Annotated in this window: 17 protein-coding genes; 6 read left to right on the top strand and 11 right to left on the bottom strand. The window is 57.0% G+C overall.

Annotated elements, in window-relative coordinates; all coding sequences use genetic code 11:
* The 5 genes from FB593_RS19385 to repA form a co-directional block, all read right to left on the bottom strand.
* On the bottom strand, positions 1-273 hold the full coding sequence (locus FB593_RS19385; RefSeq protein ID WP_025595298.1) for a hypothetical protein: 273 nt from the start codon (positions 271-273) through the stop codon (positions 1-3).
* A gap of 66 nt (positions 274-339) precedes the next feature.
* Positions 340-552: a hypothetical protein gene (locus tag FB593_RS19380; RefSeq protein ID WP_019565010.1), complete on the bottom strand. Its 213-nt coding sequence runs from the start codon at positions 550-552 to the stop codon at positions 340-342.
* 399 nt (positions 553-951) lie between these two features.
* On the bottom strand, positions 952-2,229 hold the full coding sequence (gene repC / locus FB593_RS19375; RefSeq protein WP_080671298.1) for a plasmid replication protein RepC: 1,278 nt from the start codon (positions 2,227-2,229) through the stop codon (positions 952-954).
* A 185-nt stretch (positions 2,230-2,414) separates the two neighbouring features.
* A complete protein-coding gene (repB, locus tag FB593_RS19370; protein ID WP_003511631.1) occupies positions 2,415-3,425 on the bottom strand; it encodes a plasmid partitioning protein RepB in 1,011 nt (336 codons plus the stop codon).
* Entirely contained in the window at positions 3,422-4,636 is a 1,215-nt protein-coding gene (gene repA, locus FB593_RS19365) for a plasmid partitioning protein RepA (protein ID WP_029658853.1), read from the bottom strand. The genes repB and repA overlap by 4 nt, the downstream gene beginning before the upstream one ends.
* A 438-nt stretch (positions 4,637-5,074) precedes the next feature.
* On the opposite strand from repA, the gene FB593_RS19360 reads away from it, so the two are divergent.
* From FB593_RS19360 to FB593_RS19345, 4 genes are all read left to right on the top strand, one after another.
* Positions 5,075-6,460: an FAD/NAD(P)-binding protein gene (locus tag FB593_RS19360; RefSeq protein WP_035199806.1), complete on the top strand. Its 1,386-nt coding sequence runs from the start codon at positions 5,075-5,077 to the stop codon at positions 6,458-6,460.
* 416 nt (positions 6,461-6,876) lie between these two features.
* On the top strand, positions 6,877-7,272 hold the full coding sequence (locus tag FB593_RS19355) for a RidA family protein (protein WP_003511636.1): 396 nt from the start codon (positions 6,877-6,879) through the stop codon (positions 7,270-7,272).
* Between the two features lie 32 nt (positions 7,273-7,304).
* Positions 7,305-8,393 carry a D-TA family PLP-dependent enzyme gene (locus FB593_RS19350; RefSeq protein WP_003511637.1) on the top strand — a complete coding sequence of 363 codons (1,089 nt, stop codon included), beginning with the start codon at positions 7,305-7,307 and terminating at the stop codon, positions 8,391-8,393.
* 70 nt (positions 8,394-8,463) lie between these two features.
* Positions 8,464-9,942, top strand: coding sequence for a M81 family metallopeptidase (locus FB593_RS19345; RefSeq protein WP_145166851.1), 1,479 nt, complete (start codon positions 8,464-8,466; stop codon positions 9,940-9,942).
* Positions 9,943-9,954: 12 nt separating this feature from the next.
* On the opposite strand, the gene FB593_RS19340 is transcribed toward FB593_RS19345, so the two are convergent.
* The 6 genes from FB593_RS19340 to hutI form a co-directional block, all read right to left on the bottom strand.
* Positions 9,955-10,524 carry a HutD family protein gene (locus FB593_RS19340; RefSeq protein ID WP_025595293.1) on the bottom strand — a complete coding sequence of 190 codons (570 nt, stop codon included), beginning with the start codon at positions 10,522-10,524 and terminating at the stop codon, positions 9,955-9,957.
* Between the two features lie 43 nt (positions 10,525-10,567).
* Entirely contained in the window at positions 10,568-11,599 is a 1,032-nt protein-coding gene (locus FB593_RS19335; RefSeq protein WP_035199808.1) for an alpha/beta fold hydrolase, read from the bottom strand.
* Positions 11,600-11,820: 221 nt separating this feature from the next.
* A complete protein-coding gene (hutU, locus tag FB593_RS19330; protein WP_025595291.1) occupies positions 11,821-13,494 on the bottom strand; it encodes a urocanate hydratase in 1,674 nt (557 codons plus the stop codon).
* Positions 13,491-14,309: an N-formylglutamate deformylase gene (gene hutG, locus FB593_RS19325; protein ID WP_003511645.1), complete on the bottom strand. Its 819-nt coding sequence runs from the start codon at positions 14,307-14,309 to the stop codon at positions 13,491-13,493. The genes hutU and hutG overlap by 4 nt, the downstream gene beginning before the upstream one ends.
* 1 nt (position 14,310) lies before the next feature.
* The gene (gene hutH, locus FB593_RS19320) at positions 14,311-15,846 is read right to left on the bottom strand and encodes a histidine ammonia-lyase (RefSeq protein ID WP_003511646.1); all 1,536 of its coding nucleotides are present in this window, start codon (positions 15,844-15,846) and stop codon (positions 14,311-14,313) included.
* Positions 15,843-17,102 (bottom strand): imidazolonepropionase, encoded by a 1,260-nt coding sequence (gene hutI, locus FB593_RS19315; protein WP_035199810.1) that lies wholly within the window; start codon positions 17,100-17,102, stop codon positions 15,843-15,845. The genes hutH and hutI overlap by 4 nt, the downstream gene beginning before the upstream one ends.
* A 115-nt stretch (positions 17,103-17,217) precedes the next feature.
* Between hutI and FB593_RS19310 the strand changes: the two genes are divergently transcribed.
* The gene (locus tag FB593_RS19310) at positions 17,218-18,564 is read left to right on the top strand and encodes a formimidoylglutamate deiminase (protein ID WP_025595287.1); all 1,347 of its coding nucleotides are present in this window, start codon (positions 17,218-17,220) and stop codon (positions 18,562-18,564) included.
* Positions 18,565-18,612: 48 nt separating this feature from the next.
* The gene (gene hutC, locus FB593_RS19305) at positions 18,613-19,338 is read left to right on the top strand and encodes a histidine utilization repressor (protein ID WP_025595286.1); all 726 of its coding nucleotides are present in this window, start codon (positions 18,613-18,615) and stop codon (positions 19,336-19,338) included.
* Positions 19,339-19,577 lie beyond the last annotated feature (239 nt).

Here is a 19,577-nt window from a genome sequence, read left to right as displayed (position 1 = left end):
TTAGCGTTGCGCTTCATCCGAAGAATTAACATTCGAGTCCCGGCCGGGAAACTGCAGCGCCCGCGCATTGTCGGGGTAAAAACGCGGTCCTACCAGACGCACTGTCTTGCCGGAGACATCGGTAATATAATTCGATGCGGTCGCCCCAGGCGAGAATTCGGCGCTACGGGTCTTGGTCGGTTCCAATATGCTGACCTCTAATGGCTGAGCAAATATCGGGTGGCTCGTCGCGGAGATGACAATTGTCGCGATAAAGAGGGACTTGGAGAACATCGGCACATCCTGTCACAATTGACTGCGCCATAAACAGCCTTCGCCCGGTTTGGTTCCAGCCGTCTTTCAGCTGTCCTCGTCCAGATATGTGCGATATTGCACATAGTCCGAACTTGGTTGCCCGTCGATAATTTCCGGCGGCCGCCCCTCACCTCCGGTCAAATAACCGGCTTCTTCAAGTCCCGCCTTCAAGAGCTTTTCGATGGCGGTATCTCGAGGCAATGCAATGTCCGCCATGTAAACAGCGACAGCCAGCTCCATATCGTCTGGAAAAACCATAGGCTCAAGGCCCCCTTCCAACATCGACACGGAAACGCACAATCTTAGGGAAGGTTCAGTTCTAACATCGTGCCATATCGAGATATCTGCATTACCCCAGTCTAGTCAGGCAAGAAACGCGTAAAAATCGCGCTTTTCCTGCCCGTATCATCGCACTAACGCTAAAAGATACCCGGACTCAAGCGATTGAAACCAATCATGGAATAACTCAAACGAAAGTCAATCAAGGCTTAACTTTCATTACTTTGCATTAACCATAGGAACCCCTGCCAGCACAGTCTGTTCGTAAACACTGGCAGCCTCACAGCGAATCTTCGGAGTCTTGCAGAAGCAGCGTCAATGTAGCTGCAGACTGGGAATTCGGCAAGCCGGCGCCATTTTCTGTCCGTCCTCAAGAACTCATACAGCCATGCTTCTCTCTATCCCGTCAGTTCGACCCCGCAGTTGCGCCAGAAGCATGGCCTGAAGATCAAACCCGCCCTCGTGGGCCTTACGGGTGAGATTGCGCAGATATCCGCCCAGCGAGCTGATCTGGTCCGCCTTTTGCAGCAGGCAGGCAAGAATCGCCGCTGTTCCCTGTCGACCGAAAGTGGTGAGGGCGTCCTGGTAGGCCGACTGGCTAACGTTGAACATGGTTTTGATGACTGATGTCGCCACTTCCAGATCACGCCATCCAGTCACTGCTCCTCCGGGTGCATAGAGAGAAATGTCCGGGCAAGCCTTCACAACCAAAACAATATCAGGAACAAAAAATTGCTTATGAAGAACAGGCTTTGGCTGTTGCGATGACGGCTTTGCACTGACGGGTACGGCGTATTCTGGCTGTACGACTGTCGTGTCGGCAGGTGTGACGATTACCGGTTCACGCAAATTTTGCGGTTTAGATATAGATTCGGATTCTGAATTCTTTATGAGGCGCTCATTTTGGCAGTCATTGCCGCCCGATTTCTCCGAATTTTCAATATTTTCCAGATAGTTGGTCACTTCTGCACGCAGGGAGACCAAAAATCCGGCGATTTCCTTGAGTTCGACAGGCTTTGAATTACGGCCGAGAGACCGGGCAATGGCATTGTAGCGCGCCTGGAATCCTTCTGACGTTACGACTTCACCGCTGGCGGCTATCATTTCGCAAAGCTTCTGGATATCGCGGCGGCACAGGCTGATGTTTTCACGAAGCCGCTGAAGGTCGAGCCGCTCGCGAACGATGCGTTCGGCGAGTTCCTCGATTTCCGATTTGCGGGCGAGAAGCGGTGCCAGCGAAAAACCATAGGCTTCGCTGATTTCCCCGCCCCTGTGCTTACGGGCGTAGCGTTTTCCGTTCGGACTATCCTTGCGGATGATGAGACCGGCCTCGACGAGAGCCGAGAGATGGCGGCGCAATGTCTGTTCTGCCATTCCATGTGCTCGCAATGACAATTGCGTATTCGACGGAAAGACGACCAAACCGGCTTCGCTGGAGAGTTCATTTTTCGGATAAAAACTCAGAAGGGCGTTCAAGACCGCGAGAGAACGATCGGTCACGCCGAGCAATGGTCTGGCTTCACAGACCGAACGGTAGAGTTTCCATTTATCGACCGCCTCGGTCTTTTTGTTTTTCTGCGCGGCAAACTGAGTTGCGAGAACGCCAAACGACATCGCTCGCCGCCCAAAGGGCGTCGTTACACATGTGCTGTCCATGTCTTTCACCTTTCACAAGGCAAAAGAAAATCGCTCACCGAAAAATTCGATGCCAAGACTCTTGACTATGATTCGCGGAAATGAGATTCTTTGGTTGCTTAGATCAAAGAAAGGCTTCCGTGCGGCAACGTTCGGGGGCTTTTTTCTTTTGTAATGCGTCTCCTGTTAGTCGTTGGTATTAACAATCACTGCTTGGACCGGTATTCGGCAAACAGCGCCTGAAGATGTTCCAGAACGAAATCGGCAAATTCCGGCGCCTCGTTCTTGTCGATGGATATATCCAGCTTGCGGTCGCTTTCGACCACCTTTGCCAGTCTGCTGCCAGTTTCCGAAGACCAAACACCGGCTTTCTTTGCCTGTGCCTTGGGTTTCAGAAAATCCAGAAGCGACTTGAAGCGTTCTTCGGACGGAAGAGCGGCAACGGATGGCTCCCTTACATAAGCGCGCGCAGCTTCCTTGACCTGTGACGAGGAGAGCTGATCTGCGAGATCCATCCAGTTACGGCGACCGACGGTGGGTGCCGGACCAATAAGATCGACCAGATCCTCGGGAATGCGACCGACAACCGATAGCATGTTGGAAAGATCGCCCTTGTGCAGGGACATCGCCGCCATGATCGTATCACGCGGAAACCGCATCTGCAGTTTCTGGGCGAAGCGCGCCTTTTCGATATAGGTTAGGTCACGGCGCTCGTTGTTCTCCTGTCCCTGGGCGACGACCAGCTGTTCGTCGCTGAGATCGCGAACCACGGCCTTGACCGGAATACCCAGGTTGGAAACGGCGCGCAGACGGCGATGGCCAAATGCGACCTGATAACGTCCGGGAAATTCGGGATGAGGGCGCACCAGAATGGGAACCTGCTGGCCCTGCTCTCGAATAGCCTCCACCAGGCCTGCATCCGCCTCTTCTGAGGCTGGCATGCGGTCAGGTATGAAGGATGGGTCGATATCAGCAGGATTGAGCGAAACGATCGTAAGGCCCTCTGCGAGCCGTTTTTCGATCTCTTCAGCACGTTTGGAGCGCTCCGACACTTCGTTCAGAGACTGGCCGATCATGCCGACCGGCGAGTTCAACACATCCGTCACCAGTTCGGGAGAACCGAGGATGGGTCTGACACGCGGACGGGACCGCTCGGGAGTGGTATCGTTGTCTGTGCCTGGCGTGCCAAGATTGGCGAAAATCTGTTTTCTGCTCATGCTGCCCTACCCCACGCTTTTTTAATCAATCCCTCGATTTCAGCGTTCACGTTGTTCATGGCTTCCAGTGCGCGGTCATAGGTGGAGCGCGTGAACTGGGTTCTTTCCACCTCGAAAAGCGTCTGGTTGGTCAATCCGGCATCCGAAACGGCCGTGCTCTTCAGCATCGGGTGAATGAGGACGTTTTCACCGAAGATCGAGCGCAGGAAAGCCACCATCTGGTTCTGCGGCCCATCGCTCGGTTCGAAACGCGTGATGAGGTAACGCATCCAGTTATAATCGGAGCGTGCGCCGGCCCTGCCGATTTCAGCGAGAAGATCGCCAGTCATGGCAAGGAACTGGTTCATGGACATGACATCAAGCATTTGCGGATGAACGGTCACGAGAACCGATGTTGCTGCCGTCAGCGCCGAAAGCGTCAGGTAACCGAGTTGCGGTGGGCAATCGATGACCACGACGTCGTAGAAATTCTGGGCCTGGGCGATTGCCTGGCCGATGCGAGCGAAGAACAGCGTGTCGCCTGGTGCGCGACGCATCAGTGCACGCGGGGTATCATGTTCGAACTCCATAAGTTCCAGATTGCCCGGAACGATATGAAGGTTGGGAATATAGGTGCCGCGAACGATTTCGGCGATCGGCCGGCGTTCGTCATCGTAGCGGATCGCGCCGTAGAGCGTTTCATTCGGGCCGACATCCATTTCGGGCTGGTGACCGAAGAGAGCGGAGAGACTGGCCTGCGGATCGAGATCGATAGCCAGAACCCGGTAACCACGCAGCGCCAGATATTGCGCCAGATGCGCGGAAGTCGTGGTCTTACCCGAACCACCTTTGAAATTCATGACGGCGATGACCTGCAATTCCTCGCCGTCGCGACGGTGGGGCAGATAGCGACGCGTGCCGCGCGCGCCCTGATCGAGAAACTTTCTGATCTCGTCCATATCCTCTACCGAATAGGAACGACGACCGGATGCCTGCGCTGCATCGAGCTCCGGACGCTCAGCGGCGATCTGACGAAGATAGGCTTCACCGATGCCGATCAGCCGTGCGGTTTCTGCCGGCGAAAAATGGCGCATACTCTTTTCGGTATGCGGTGAAAACGTATTCGCATTATGCGCCTGCAATTGGGCTGACAATGCAGCCGAATGCTGTTGTATAAGGCTCGTGAGGTCGGGTGCCCCTGCAGCAAATCTTGAGTCGGCACTCTGTGTCATGGATCTACTTTCGCTCGATATTACAGTTGCGGTTTTTTTCGAAAAAGACGGTTTTTTCCGCAACTGAGATATAAGCGCCGATTCTCTTTTTGGCGCAATAGGCTTTTTCCCGGATGCAGAAGTACCGCTAAGGCATTGTGGAAGAATCAGTTTTGCTTTTTGTGACAGTTTTTCGGTTAGCCGCGGCTAACTTCGTCTCCGTTCCGGCTGAGACGCGTTTTTTGGCTTCCTTTAAAATTGACATGGAGCGATCAGAGCGAAAGTTTGCCGCGGCTAACTTTGAGAATCCTGCGCACCAAATGTGCAATGAGCGATCCCGCCGGCGGAAAGTGAAGGGTAGACATTGGCAGGTGTTTAATCTCTACTCATCGACTAGAGTATCAACGGGTCCGGCGCCCACCGCCTGACCTCTCGTGCTGTCGCAGATTGGAGGAATAAATGTCCTATGATGTCGCTATCGTCGGTTCGGGTTTCTCGGCCATCTGTACCGCCGCTCATCTCTTATCATCCCTGCCCGGGGACGCGTCGATCGCCATTGTCGGCGACGAGTCGGATTTCGGGCGCGGTACGGCCTATCGTACCGAGTTGCCCTATCACCGACTCAATGTGCCCGCAGGGCGGATGAGCGTATTCCCCGACAGGCCGGATGACTTTCTCGATTGGCTGACGGAGAATGGGCTCGGCAATGATCCATTGGCTTTTGCCTCACGTGGCGATTACGGCCTCTATCTCAGGGACAGGCTCGCCAGTCTACTGAGAAGCCGGGATCAGCGGGCGAGGGTGGACTTCATCCGTGCCAAGGCTTCAGCCTGTCGCTCGGATGGCAATGGCGGTTTCTCTTTTGCACTGGAGAATGGTGAGAAGCTACGGGCGAAAAATGTTGTCTTATGTCTTGGTGTCGGCGCGGCAAGTTTGCCGGTGCAAACTCTGACGAAAGATGACGACGCGCCGCATCGCATCATCGGGCATTGCTGGCAGTCTGGATGGCTGTCGAAAGTAAAGGCGGGGGACCGCATCTGTATTCTGGGTTCTGGCCTGACGATGATAGATCAGGTCCTGACGCTTCGAGGAAAGGGACACCGTGGCCCAATCCACGTATTGTCCCGCCGCGGACTTGTGCCGCATCCACATATCAGCCCGCCACGGTCGCCAGCTGATCCGCGCTTACCAGAAGGTTCGACCGAGATCAGCCGGTTAGTGCAGGCTCTGCGTAAGCAGGTGAAAGATGGTGCGCCGTGGCGTACTGTCATGGATGGTCTACGGCCGAAGACCCAGCTGCTTTGGCAGAGCCTGACATCTGAGCAGCGAAGCCGGTTTCTTCGGCATGCCTTGCCCTGGTGGAACATTCACCGGCACCGAATCGCGCCCGAAGTGCATAAGGCTTTTGAAAAGCTATTATCTGACGGCGTTCTAGAGATTCACGCCGGTTATCTCCGCTCTCTCGACGAGCAGGACGAGGGGATCGCCGTACTCTATCGCCGTCGGCATACGGAGACGCTTAGAGAGTTTCAGGTCGATTGGGTCGTTAATTGTACCGGAATGGAGAGGGCGGGGATCGGTCATTCACGACTTCTGGAAACCATGCGGGACGATGGCGTGCTTTTGCTCGACGCCTTTGGTCTTGGGGTCGAGGTCGATGGCCAGTCGCGCTTGTCAAGCGCGGACGGGCAGGTCTGGCCTGGCCTGTTTGCCGCCGGGGCGCTGACGGCGGGCCGCTTTTGGGAGATAACCGCCGTGCCGGATATCCGCGTGCAGGCGCAAAAGATCGCGCAAGCTGTCACGGACAGAGTGGTATCGGACCGGCGGGTTTCGGCACACGGTTGATGTGAAGGAAAGAGCACTCGCGCAGTGCCAGGTCTTAAAGAGTTTGCGCTTGAGACTGTTCCTCTAACTTTTCAGATACTGAGGTTTGCCGCGGCTAACCTCTCTATTTCTCTCATCAGGCAACCATCCGAATGTACCGGGCTTCCTCATTACGCGATAGAGCTAAGGGTTAGTAAGAGCCTTGGCTCAGCCAATAACCGCTTCCATAGATCGCGACAGACAATAGGTTTTGAGTCTCATCATTCGGTTCGACAACGTGCGGCGATACGAATATCTCAACGTGACGTCCATCCGTCCGCGAGTTGATGATTTACATAATTGCTAAATTATTTACATCACTTGTGGAATATTGATGCAAAAAGAGCTATTAAACCCTTAAAAATACGATTTCCATGAAAATTATTTGCGAGGCATCTATGGAAAAGCAGAAACTGGTACGATTCGAGACGGCTGACGCTCAGGCTGGCGGACAGCGCAGGCCTTTTGCCAAGGCCGTGCGGGCCGGTGATTTCGTCTATGTGTCTGGACAGGTGCCAACCGTCGATGGTGAAGTAGTAACTGGCGGCATTGTGGCTCAGACCGAGCAGGTTGTGGCCAATATCATGGATGTTCTGGCGCTTGCGGATTGTACACTTGCCGATGTCGTCAAGGTCAATGTCTGGCTGGATGATGCTCGGGATTTTTCGAGCTTCAACGCGGTCTTCCAGAAATATTTCATCGATCATCCACCGGCACGTTCAACCGTGCAGTCGCCCCTGATGGTCGATGCGAAGGTTGAAATGGATGTTATCGCCTATAAGCCACTGGTTTGATTGCCAATTTCCGATTCTGAGAGCGTTTGACAATGACCTACCCCTGGCCTGACGAAGGCACCCCACTCGATGCGATCTCGACGCCGATGCCCGTGATCGACGAGGACCGACTTGCCGCCAATATTGCGCGGGCGCAGTCCTATCTTGATGGACATGGCATGGCTTTTCGCCCCCATATCAAGACACATAAGATACCAGCCATTGCGAAGCAGCAGCTTCAGGCGGGCGCCATCGGCATCAATTGCCAGAAGGTCAGCGAGGCGGAAGTTTTCGCGGATGCCGGTTTCGACGACATCCTCATTACCTACAATATCCTCGGCGTGGCGAAACTCTCGCGGCTGAGGGCATTGAATGCGCGTTTAGGGCAGCTGAGCGTCGTTGCCGACAGTGCCGTGACGATTGCCGGCCTTGCCGGCACATTCGATGCGGAAAGACCGCTTTCCGTTCTTGTCGAATGCGATACCGGCGGAAAACGCTGCGGTGTGCAGACCCCGGAAGCCGTGTTGCAGCTTGCAGAAAAGATCGTCGCGGCACCGGGCCTCAATTTCAAGGGCATTTTGACCTATCCGGCACCCGGTGGCGCTGAAAAGGTGGAGAACTTCATTCGGAAAACCATGGCGTTGCTTGCGGAAAAGGGCATTGACTGCCCGGTTCGCTCCAGTGGCGGCTCACCGGATTTTTTCTCTGCTCACCTCGTTCCCTCCGCAACCGAATATCGGGCGGGCACCTATGTATATAATGATCGTTCGATGCTGCGCGCCGGACATTGCACCGCTGGCGACCTGGCAATGCATGTTCTTGCCACCGTGGTGTCGCGACCGACACCTGATCGCGCTGTGCTCGATTGTGGCTCCAAGGCTTTGACCTCCGATCTCCTTGGGTTCAGCGATTACGGGCTGATTGAAGGGTATGAAGGCGCGAAAATCATGTCGCTTTCGGAAGAACATGCGGTGGTCGATTTGTCGGGCTGCACATCGGGGCGGCCGGAAATCGGTGAGCTGGTCAAGGTTGTGCCGAACCACACCTGCGTCATTACTAATCTTTTCGACAGGATGGTTTTCCATCGAAACGGTATCGTGACGCGGGTGGAAGACGTCACAGCACGCGGCACCGTCTGGTAAAATTACCCGGCTAATTAAATTGCAAAAAAATGCTGCTGAAAAGCGGGCATCGGCAACGAGAATGACAGTCATGCGCATATTCACGGCATCGCTTGCCACCGAAACCAACACGTTTTCACCCGTCCCGACGGACATGGACGCCTTTCGCGCGGCTTTTTACGCTGGGCCCGGCGAACATCCGGAAACGCCGACACTATGCTCCTCACCGGTACCAATTCTACGCCGGCGCGGCAAAGCGGAAGGGTTTACGGTAATCGAGGGTACCTCCTGCTGGGCGGAACCGGCGGGGCTGATACAGCGCCAGACCTATGAAACGCTGCGCGATACGATTCTCGCCGAGCTTGCCGCCGCACTGCCGGTCGACGCGGTAATTCTTGGTCTCCATGGCGCCATGGTCGCGCAGGGTTATGACGATCCGGAAGGTGATTTCCTGTCACATGTCCGCACGCTTGTTGGTCCCGACGTACTGATCGCGGCGGAATTCGATCCCCACAGCCATTTGACCCCTTTAAGGGTCCAAAATCTCGATATAATGGCGACGTTTCTGGAATTCCCGCATACGGATTTTGAGGAACGTGGTGAGCACGTCGTTGAACTGGCACTTCGCACCCTGCGCGGAGAAATCAGGCCGGTTATTTCCACTTTCAATTGCCGCATGATCACCATTTACCCCACCAGCCGCGAACCGATGCGTTCTTATGTTGACCGTTTGAAGGCTTTGGAGGATAAGGACGGCGTGCTGTCTATTTCCGTCATTCACGGTTTCATGGCAGGCGATGTACCAGATATGGGCACGCGTATCGTCGTCGTGACAGATAATGACAGGGCAAAAGGCGACGCACTGGCCGAAAAACTCGGCCATGAGCTTTATGCCATGCGCAAGTTGACTGCCATGCCGATGCTCGACACGGAATCGGGTCTCGACAGGGCTCTCGCCATTCGTAGTGAGCATCCGGATATGCCGGTCGTGGTGTCGGATATATGGGATAATCCCGGTGGCGGCGTTGCGGGTGATGCCACCCATATTCTGCGGCGCATGGTGGAGCGCGGCATGGACAATATCGGTGTGGCAACGATCTGGGATCCGATTGCTGTGTCTTTCTGTCACGCGGCAGGCGAGGGGGCGGAGATTGATCTGCGTATTGGCGGCAAATCCAGTCCCGAAGGTGGCGAGCCGCTCGATTTCCGGATCAGGGTCATGCGCACTGCAGAAGCAGGGTGGCAGAGTTTCCGAAATAGCCGCGTCACGCTCGGCCGCGCCGCCGTCGTTCGACCGGTCGGAACGGAAATCGATATCATTCTCATTACCAGCCGCACGCAAACTTATGAGCCGGATATCTTTTCCAATCTCGGCATTGATTTTGCCAGGAAAGACGTGCTGCTGGTGAAGTCCACCAACCACTTCCATGCGGGTTTTGCGCCGGTCGCTTCCGAGATCGTTTATATCGCCGCGCCCACTTCCTATCCGACCGATCCGGCCACAACCGCCTATCGCAAGGCAAGCCTCCAGCTATGGCCACGGGTGGCCGATCCGCTGGGGTTGGACTGAGGCTGCGGCGCTTCAGATATCTTGTAGCGTGATCAGAAAGAATATGCCTTCACCATGATCTGCCTCGATGGTGAACGGCACGCTTTCCGTGATGAAAACGCTATCCAGCTTCTCCAGCCGGGCTGTGTCGTTGTTGACGGCGACCGTCAGAGGATCGAGCGCGAGGATCAGCCTTGTTCCCGTTGCCGCTTGCATCGAGCGGCTGCCGGATAGTCTTTGCACGCCGTGGGCGAAGGATGAGCGGCGCGTCATGATGTTCAGGTCGACTATCGCGCCGTCCATCAGGGTCGCATCCACGGGAACATCGGCGGCAAAGGGCAGGGGGGTACTCTTCGTCGTCAGCGCCACCGGCTCATGACCCGAAATAGCGAGTGCAAGGCCGTTTCCCTCGATAATCGCAAGCGTGCGGTCTATGCCGGGGAAGCTGGAAAATGGTCCGTCCTGAGCAACGGTCGCCATGCTGACGCGCCAGTCGAATGCATCCACGGAAGCACCCGGCGGATGGATGGCGATTTCCACCGTAACGCCGCCGCCATTTTTCCACGGCATGGTTTTGTATTCGGAAGCGCGTAATATTCTCATGTGATGTCCAGAATCGGGTCGTTAAGGGGGCGGGGGCGGAAGTTTACGATCCGCGATCATTCTCGATGCGTCGCTCAATCGTTTTTTGGACCGCCTTTAAATCGGATGGCCGGCCGGCAACCTTTTCGATCGCGGCAATGGCAAGGTCACTGGCGACATAGTCAGATTTATGCCCGAGATTGTGCACGACGATCAAAGTGGAGCCGCGAATATCTCTGGCGAGATGACGGGAATGCACCTCTGGCGAGACGATCGTGTCCGTATCACCGGTTATGATGACGGTTGGTGCCGTGATGCGCCGATACTCCGAGGAAGCTCCACGCGCCCATTCATTGAGAGCCGCGACCTCCTGCGCATTGTGCCGAAAGGCCCTGGGCCGCAGGGCCGCTACGGAATGCGTTGCTTCCACATAACCGGCGGGTCTGGAATTGGGTGCAAAAACACCGCGCGTTGCCTGATCCAATGCCAGGAGGCCGGCGGGCGGAGCAATGAAGGTGCTGAACAGCGGACCGGTAAAGGGCGCATTTGCCGCTGTGTAATACCAGGCGATGCCACCCTCCCATGGATAGACAGCGGGAGAAAGGAATACGAGGCCCGCGACCATCTCCGGATGACGGACCGCAAGCGATGCCGCGATGGCGCCGCCAAAGGAATGTCCGACGATAATCGCTCTCGGGACGCCTCGCTTTTTCATAAGCTGGGCAATGGCGTCCGCCTGTCCATCCGGGAGAATATTTGCCTTGCCGCCGATATCCGAATTGCCGTGCCCTGGCCTGTCGACAAATAGCAGTTTTGCACGGCCTCTCAGCTTTTCGAGAAACGAAAACATCGGATCATAGAGACTGGCGCTTGCGCCGTGAATGAAGAGGATCGGCGGAAGCTCGGCGCTTTTTCCCGGCTCGACCAAGATGCTGTTCAGCTTGTAGCCGCCCACATCGATCCGCACGGGAACATTTTGCTGCTTTTCGGACGCCACGGCATTCGTAGCGGAAACCGGAAGAAGTGCCCCGAGCAGGAGGGTAAAGGCAAGCGGAAGGAACCTGTGCGCCATTCTTTGATCTACCATGTCCTTCATGCCTGCCTAACGGTTAGCGCGGCTTTCAAACGAGCATACAGTCGGTCGGTTAAAAACAGCAACGGAAGAAAGCCGCAGACAGAACAGAAGTTCCACCGGGCGCCGACAGCGGCGTCGAAACTGATGCGGCACCGCTGTCGGCACTGTACGATGGGTGGATCGCGGCTCTCTTCCCGGATCAGATAAACGGCGCAGCCTGAAGACTGCGCCGAGTTTTTTCTTTAGTTACCGAGAATGCCGGGCAGTCGCAGGCCCTGCTCTTTTGCGCATTCCACGGCGATTTCGTAACCGGCATCGGCATGGCGCATGACGCCGGTTGCCGGGTCGTTCCACAGCACGCGCTCTATGCGGCGGGCCGCGTCATCGGTGCCGTCGCAGCAGATGACCATGCCGGAATGCTGGGAAAAGCCCATGCCGACTCCGCCGCCGTGGTGCAGGGAAACCCATGTCGCGCCGGATGCGGTATTGAGCAGCGCGTTCAGCAGCGGCCAGTCGGATACGGCATCCGAACCGTCCTGCATGGCTTCGGTCTCGCGGTTCGGCGAGGCGACGGAGCCGCTGTCGAGGTGGTCGCGGCCGATGACGATCGGAGCGCTGAGCTCGCCGTTCTTGACCATTTCGTTGAAAGCAAGACCGAGACGATGGCGATCACCAAGGCCAACCCAGCAGATACGCGCCGGCAGGCCCTGGAAGGCGATGCGCTCGGCGGCCATATCAAGCCAATTGTGCAGGTGCTTGTTGTCGGGCAGCAGTTCCTTCACCTTGGCGTCGGTCTTGCGGATGTCTTCCGGGTCACCCGATAGTGCCGCCCAGCGGAACGGGCCGACGCCGCGGCAAAACAGCGGGCGGATATAGGCCGGAACGAAGCCCGGGAAGGCGAAAGCGTTTTCCAGCCCTTCTTCTTTTGCCACCTGGCGGATGTTGTTGCCGTAGTCGAAAGTCGGAATGCCCATGTCCTGGAAGGCAATCATCGCTTCGACATGTTCGCGCATCGAGGCACGGGCAGCTTTTTCGACGGCTTTCGGGTCGCTCTCGCGCTTTTCCTTCCACTTGGCCATCGTCCAGCCCTTCGGCAGATAGCCGTTGATCGGGTCGTGCGCCGAGGTCTGGTCGGTTACCATGTCTGGACGGATGCCGCGGCGGACCATTTCCGGCAGGATTTCAGCGGTGTTGCCGAGCAGGCCGACGGACTTTGCCTCACCGGCGGCTGTCCAGCGCTCAATCATCTCCATCGCCTCATCAAGAGTTTCGGCGCGGGCATCGACGTAGCGGGTGCGCAGACGGAAATCGATCGAATCGGGATTGCATTCAATGGCAAGGCAGCAGGCACCGGCCATCACGGCGGCAAGTGGCTGGGCGCCGCCCATGCCGCCAAGGCCGCCGGTCAGAACCCATTTGCCTGTGAGATCGCCATTATAGTGCTGACGACCGGCCTCCACGAAGGTTTCGTAGGTGCCCTGCACGATGCCCTGGCTGCCGATATAGATCCACGAACCGGCGGTCATCTGGCCGTACATGGCAAGACCCTTTTTATCCAGCTCGTTGAAATGATCCCATGTCGCCCAGTGCGGCACGAGGTTGGAGTTGGCAATCAGCACGCGCGGCGCATCCTTGTGGGTGCGGAACACGCCGACCGGTTTACCGGACTGGACCATCAGCGTTTCGTCTTCGTTGAGATCGCGCAGGGTCGCGACGATCTTGTCGAAATCCGCCCAGGTGCGGGCGGCACGGCCGATGCCACCATAAACCACCAGTTCGTGCGGGTTCTCGGCCACTTCAGGATCGAGATTGTTCATCAGCATGCGCAGCGGCGCTTCTGTCATCCACGATTTCGCGGTCAGCTCGGTTCCACGCGCAGCGCGGACGTCGCGGATATTGTGACGAGGATTGGTCATTTGGTTCCCCTTTTGGTGTGTGCGAGTGTCAGCGCAGTCGTTTCGATGCGCGTGAGAATGTCTTTCAGGTGGATACGAAGCTTGGTGGCCTTGGCGTCGTCATAGGCAAACGGCGGTGCCTCTGTCGTTAGATGGGTGGATTGCGCCAGTTCCATCTGGATGGCGTGCACGCCGGTTTCGGGCTTTCCGTAGTGGCGTGTCGTCCAGCCACCCTTGAAGCGACCGTTGAGAATGCTGGTGTAACCTTCTGCCGCAGCGGTCGCTTCGACCGCCATTGTCTCGATGGCTGGGTCGCAGGTCCTGCCCATATCCGTACCGATGTTGAAATCCGGCAGCTTGCCTTCGAACAGGAACGGGATATGCGAGCGGATCGAATGGCAATCATAGAGAATGGCGATGCCGTGAATGGCCTTAACCCGCTCGATTTCCGCGGCAAGGGCCGCGTGATAGGGTGCATGAAACGTTTCCAGCCGAGAGACTATGTCGTCCTGATTCGGTTCCTGCCCCTCATTCCAGATCGATTTGCCGTCGAAATCGGTTTCCGGAACAAGGCCTGTGGTGTTTTGTCCTGGATAGAGGCTAACGCCTTCAGGATCGCGGTTGGCATCGATCACATAACGATGAAAGGTGGCGCGAACCGTCGTCGCGTCGGGGAGCAGATCCGCGTAGAGATCATGAATATGCCAGTCGGTGTCGGCAAGCATCTTGCCGTTGTCGTTCAAGCGTTGCCAAATCGCTGCCGGAACATCGGTGCCGGTGTGGGGCAGGCCGAGAATGACGGGCGATGTGCCTTCTTTAATATCGAAGACGCGCATCTTACGCCTCCAGCTTCGGAAGAATGCCGTCGGAAATCACGGACACAAGAGCGCCGGTAGCAATAAGGTCGGATGCCGCCTTCAGATCCGGCGCCATATAACGGTCCTCTTCCAGTGAAGGGATCGCCTGACGCAGCACGGCGATTGCCTTTTGCAGCTCCGGGCTGGTTTTCAATGGCCCACGCAGCTCAACGCCCTGAACCGCCGAAAGCGCCTCGATGCCGAGGATGGCGAAAAGGTTCTCCGTCATCGGTAGCAGGCGGCGCGCGCCGTGGCAGGCCATGGATACATGGTCTTCCTGATTGGCTGAGGTTGGCGTCGAATCGACCGAAGCCGGATGAGCCATCTGCTTGTTCTCGCTCATCAGCGCAGCGGAGGTGACTTCGGCAATCATCAGGCCGGAATTCAGCCCCGGTTTTTTCGATAAAAATGCCGGAAGGCCATAGGATAGAGCCGGATCGACAAGCAGCGCCACGCGGCGCTGCGCGATCGCGCCGATTTCGCAGATGGCAAGCGCCGTCTGGTCGGCGGCAAATGCCACCGGTTCAGCGTGGAAGTTGCCCCCGGATACGACGGAATTGTCGGAAAGCACCAGCGGATTGTCCGTCACGGCATTGGCTTCGATTTCAAGCGTGCGGGCTACCTGCCGCAGAAGATCGAGGCAGGCGCCGTCCACCTGCGGCTGGCAGCGGATGCAATAGGGATCCTGAACGCGCTCGTCGCCTTCGATATGGCTGACACGGATTTCGGATCCTTCCAGCAGGTTGCGCAGTGCAGCCCCCGCATCGATCTGGCCCTTGTGGCCGCGCAATGTGTGAATATCGGGATGGAAGGGAGCCGAAGAACCCATGGCGGCATCGGTGGAAAGCGCACCTGTTATCAGCGCTGCCTGTGCCGCGCGGTGAGCGCGGAAAAGACCGGCAAGCGCCAGCGCCGTCGAGGTTTGCGTGCCGTTGATCAGCGCCAACCCTTCCTTGGCGGCGAGCACGACCGGGGTCAGCCCGGCTTTAGTGAGAGCTTCGCCGGCGGGCAGAAGCGTACCTTCATAGAAAGCCTCGCCTTCGCCCATCATCACGGCGGCCATATGGGCAAGCGGCGCGAGATCCCCCGACGCTCCGACCGAACCCTTTTCCGGGATGGAAGGGATGACACCCTTTTCCAGCATGTCCTCAATCAGCCGCACCAGTTCCAGCCGCACGCCGGAGGCGCCGCGACCAAGCGAAATCAGCTTCAGCGCCATGATCAGGCGCACGACATTTTCCGGAAGCGCCGCACCGACGCCGCAGCAATGTGACAGGATGAGGTTACGCTGCAGCGTCGCCACATCGGCTGCGTCGATCTTGATCGAGGCGAGTTTGCCGAAACCGGTATTGATGCCATAGACCGGAGCGTTGCCGGCGGCGATCTCGGCGATGCGGGCCGCTGCTTTTTCTATGCCGGCATCGAACGAACGGTCGAGTTTCGCTCTGCCGTTATCCCAGTAGATTGCGGCAAGTTCAGCAAGGGTCACATTGCCTGGGTGAAGCGTGATAGTCATGTAGAAACCTTCTGTCCCTTGAAAATGCGGGCGTGGAGCGGGTTGAAGCCGATGCGGTAGACAAGTTCAGCCGGGCGTTCGATATCCCAGATGGTGAAATCAGCGGATTTTCCTGCTTCCAGCGTGCCAGTTTCCGCAAGCAGGCCGAGCGCCTTTGCGGCATTACGCGTGGTCGCCGTCAGGCATTCCTCCACCGTCATGCGAAAAAGCGTGGCACCCATGTTCATGGTCAGCAACAGGGAAGTCAGTGGTGAGGTGCCAGGATTGCAATCGGTAGCCAGCGCGATGTCAGCGCCTGCATCGCGCAGGGCCTGAACCGGGGGCAGCTGTTTTTCGCGGAGCGCGTAAAAGGCCCCGGGCAGAAGCACGGCCACCGTTCCCGCTTTAGCCAATGCTTTTGCACCGGCCTCATCAAGATATTCCAGATGATCGGCGGAAAGCGCACCATAGGACGCGGCAAGCTCCGTACCGCCGAGGTTGGAAAGCTGTTCGGCATGCAGCTTGACGGGAAGACCGTACTGTTTTGCCGCTTCGAAAACCCGGGTCATTTCCTCAACGGAAAAGGCGATGCCTTCGCAAAAACCGTCAACCGCATCCGCCAGTCCTTCCGCATTGGCTTTTTCCAGCCCCGGCAGAACCACGTCCATAATGTAGTCGGCGTTACGGCCCTTATATTCGGCCGGTGTCGCATGCGCGGCCAAGTAGCTGGTGACGATTCTAACGGGCCGTAACGTCTCAAGTTTGCGGGCGACGCGCAGCATTTTCAGTTCGGTTTCGATATCAAGACCGTAACCGGATTTTATTTCGAGGGTCGAGACACCCTCCGCCAGAAGCGTATCCAGACGGGGCAATGCCTGTGCCACCAAAGCCTCTTCCGAGAGGGCGCGCGTGTCGCGTACCGAAGAAACGATACCACCGCCCGCTTTGGCGATCTCCTCATAGGTCGCGCCATTGAGGCGCATTTCGAATTCCATGGCGCGGTTGCCGCCGAAGACCAAATGTGTGTGGCAGTCTATCAAGGCCGGGGTGATCCAGCGTCCCTCACAATCGGTTATCTCGTCGGCCGTTGCCAGGTCGGCGGGCAGATCGCTTTCGGCGCCGGCAAAGACGATGCGGTCGTTGCGTATGGCAATGGCAGCATTTTCGATAGCGCCGATGCCATCCATGGTAGGATCAAACGTCGCCAGCCGGGCATTGCGCCACAATGCGGTAGTGTCACCCGTCGCCATTCCCTTTGTATATTTGTTCCCTGGCATTTGCTTTTCGCCTTTCTTTTATGTGCCAAATGTATATACATAATAATCATGTTGGCAAGCCGTAATTTCGTATGCGACGTGGCCTTGTCAGAAGAGATCAAGAGGAGAGGGTGGCATGACGGTAATTCACGCGGGCGCAGCACTTCTGGCCGATGGGTGGGTGCAAGATGTTCGCATCCACTGCAGGGGCGGTGCTGTTTCATCCGTCGAAACCGGTGTTTCTCCGCAGCCGCAGGATGAACGGCATGCCGTTATCGTGCCAGCCATGCCCAATCTCCACAGCCATGCCTTTCAGCGGGCCATGGCAGGGCTTGCTGAAATTCGCGGACCTGCCGATGACAGCTTCTGGAGCTGGCGCACGGTCATGTACAAGTTCGCGCTGTCAATGACACCGGATCATGTCGAGGCGGTTGCTGCCCAGCTTTATATGGAAATGCTGGAAGCCGGTTTTGGACGGGTCGGTGAATTTCATTACCTGCATAACGATATGGATGGTTCGCATTACGGCAATATCGCCGAAATGGCCGAACGTATCGGTGCCGCCGCCTCGCAAACGGGGATCGGCCTGACTTTGCTGCCGGTATTTTATGCGCATTCCGGTTTCGGCGGTCAGCCGCCGATCGACGGTCAGAAACGTTTCATCCATTCGCTCGACAGTTACGAAAGGCTCATGCAGGGCGCCCAAGCCGTGGTGAATGGGCTTCCCGGTGCAACGCTCGGCATCGCGCCACACAGTCTCCGTGCCGTAACTGGTGAAGAACTGGCGGCGATCGAACCGCTGGCGAAAGGCGGCCCGATCCACATTCATGTGGCGGAGCAGGTCAAGGAAATCGAGGACTCGCTCGCCTTTTCAGGTGCGCGGCCGGTGGAGTGGCTTTTGCAGAATGCACCGGTCGATGATCGCTGGTGCCTTATCCATGCGACGCATATGACGGAAGCCGAAACCCGCCGCATGGCAAAAAGCGGTGCCGTTGCCGGCCTTTGCCCCATCACCGAGGCCAATCTTGGCGACGGCATCTTCCCCGCTCCCGGTTTCATCGCGGAAGGCGGCCATTACGGTGTCGGTTCGGATTCCAACATTTTGATCTCCGTGCCGGAAGAATTGCGGATGCTCGAATATTCGCAGCGCCTGTCGCTTCGGGCGCGCAATGTCATCGCCGATGCCGGCCGTTCCACGGGCGAGAAACTGTTCCAGCAGGCGCTTCAAGGCGGTGGCAGGGCGCTGGATTCAAAAAATCAGATAGAAGCGGGAAAAAGCGCTGATTTTGTCGCGCTTGATTGCTCGGCCGTTCCCCATCTTCCGGCATCCCAGATTCTCGACCAGTGGATGTTCGCGAGTAGCGTCCATGTCGATACCGTCTGGGTGCGCGGTAAAAAACTGGTGCAAGCGGGCCGGCACGTCCATCGCCATGAAATATCGGATCGCTTCAACAAGGTCATGGCCGAACTTGTCGATAGCTGATATGCGCTCGATAGGAACGACATCGAGCCGTTGGAAGGCATTGCGGACGTGACGAAAGCATCGGCCGGGCAAACCCTGCACCAGCGAATCCTCGGTGATATCGAGGGCCGGATCGTATCGGGCGAATGGCCGCCGGGTCACCGGTTGCCTTTCGAGGTTGATCTCGCCGCCCACTACGATTGCTCCCGCATGACCGTCAACAAGGTCATGGGCCAGCTTGTGAAGGCCGGCTTGATCGAGCGCCGCAAGAAATCCGGCAGTTTCGTCCGCCAGCCGCAGATCCAGTCCGCGGTTCTCGAAATCCACGATATCAGGGCGGAAGTCGAATCCCTTGGCCTGGAATATGGCTTCAAGGTTCTGAAGCGCACGCAGCGTGTCGCAAAGCGTGAGGATCGGACAAGTCTCGATATTGCCATTGGTACATCGCTGCTCGATATCGTCTGCATTCATTTTGCGGGCACGCGGGAATTCTGTATCGAGCAGCGTCTCGTCAATCTGGCAACCGTTCCCGATGCCGCTGAAATCGACTTCACGGAGATTGCACCCGGACCCTGGCTGCTTGGCCATGTTCCCTGGAGCAATGCCGAACACCGCATCAGTGCCGAAACGCCTTCGAAAGATGTGGCACGCCTGTTGGGTATCTCCGACAGGCAGGCCTGCCTCGTCGTGGAGCGGCGCACATGGAGCAATTCGGGTGCCGTCACCTATGTACGCTTCACCTATCCCGGCAATGCGCACGCTCTGGTCGCCCGTTTCAGCCCGTCTTCCGAATAAGACTGGGAAGGGCGCAATGCCTGCAATGCCCAAGAGAGCGCCCTCGTCGTGGTAGGAAAAGTCCTAGCTCCCGTCATGCAGCTCCGAAACGTTAAAATCTGTTAGTTTGTATGACTAATTTCAAACTATCCTTTAAAATCAATACTTTGAATGTTTTTTTTAGAATTTGTATTTTGGTGTGTTGACTTGTTTGAGGGTGTTCTCTTATAAGTCCGCTCACTGAACGAGGGCGGCGGCGC

The organism is Rhizobium sp. SJZ105 (genome assembly GCF_007828365.1).
GTDB lineage: Bacteria > Pseudomonadota > Alphaproteobacteria > Rhizobiales > Rhizobiaceae > Agrobacterium > Agrobacterium tumefaciens.
The sequence above is the reverse complement of the archived record's forward strand: the minus strand, read 5'-3'. Positions and strand labels throughout refer to the sequence as shown.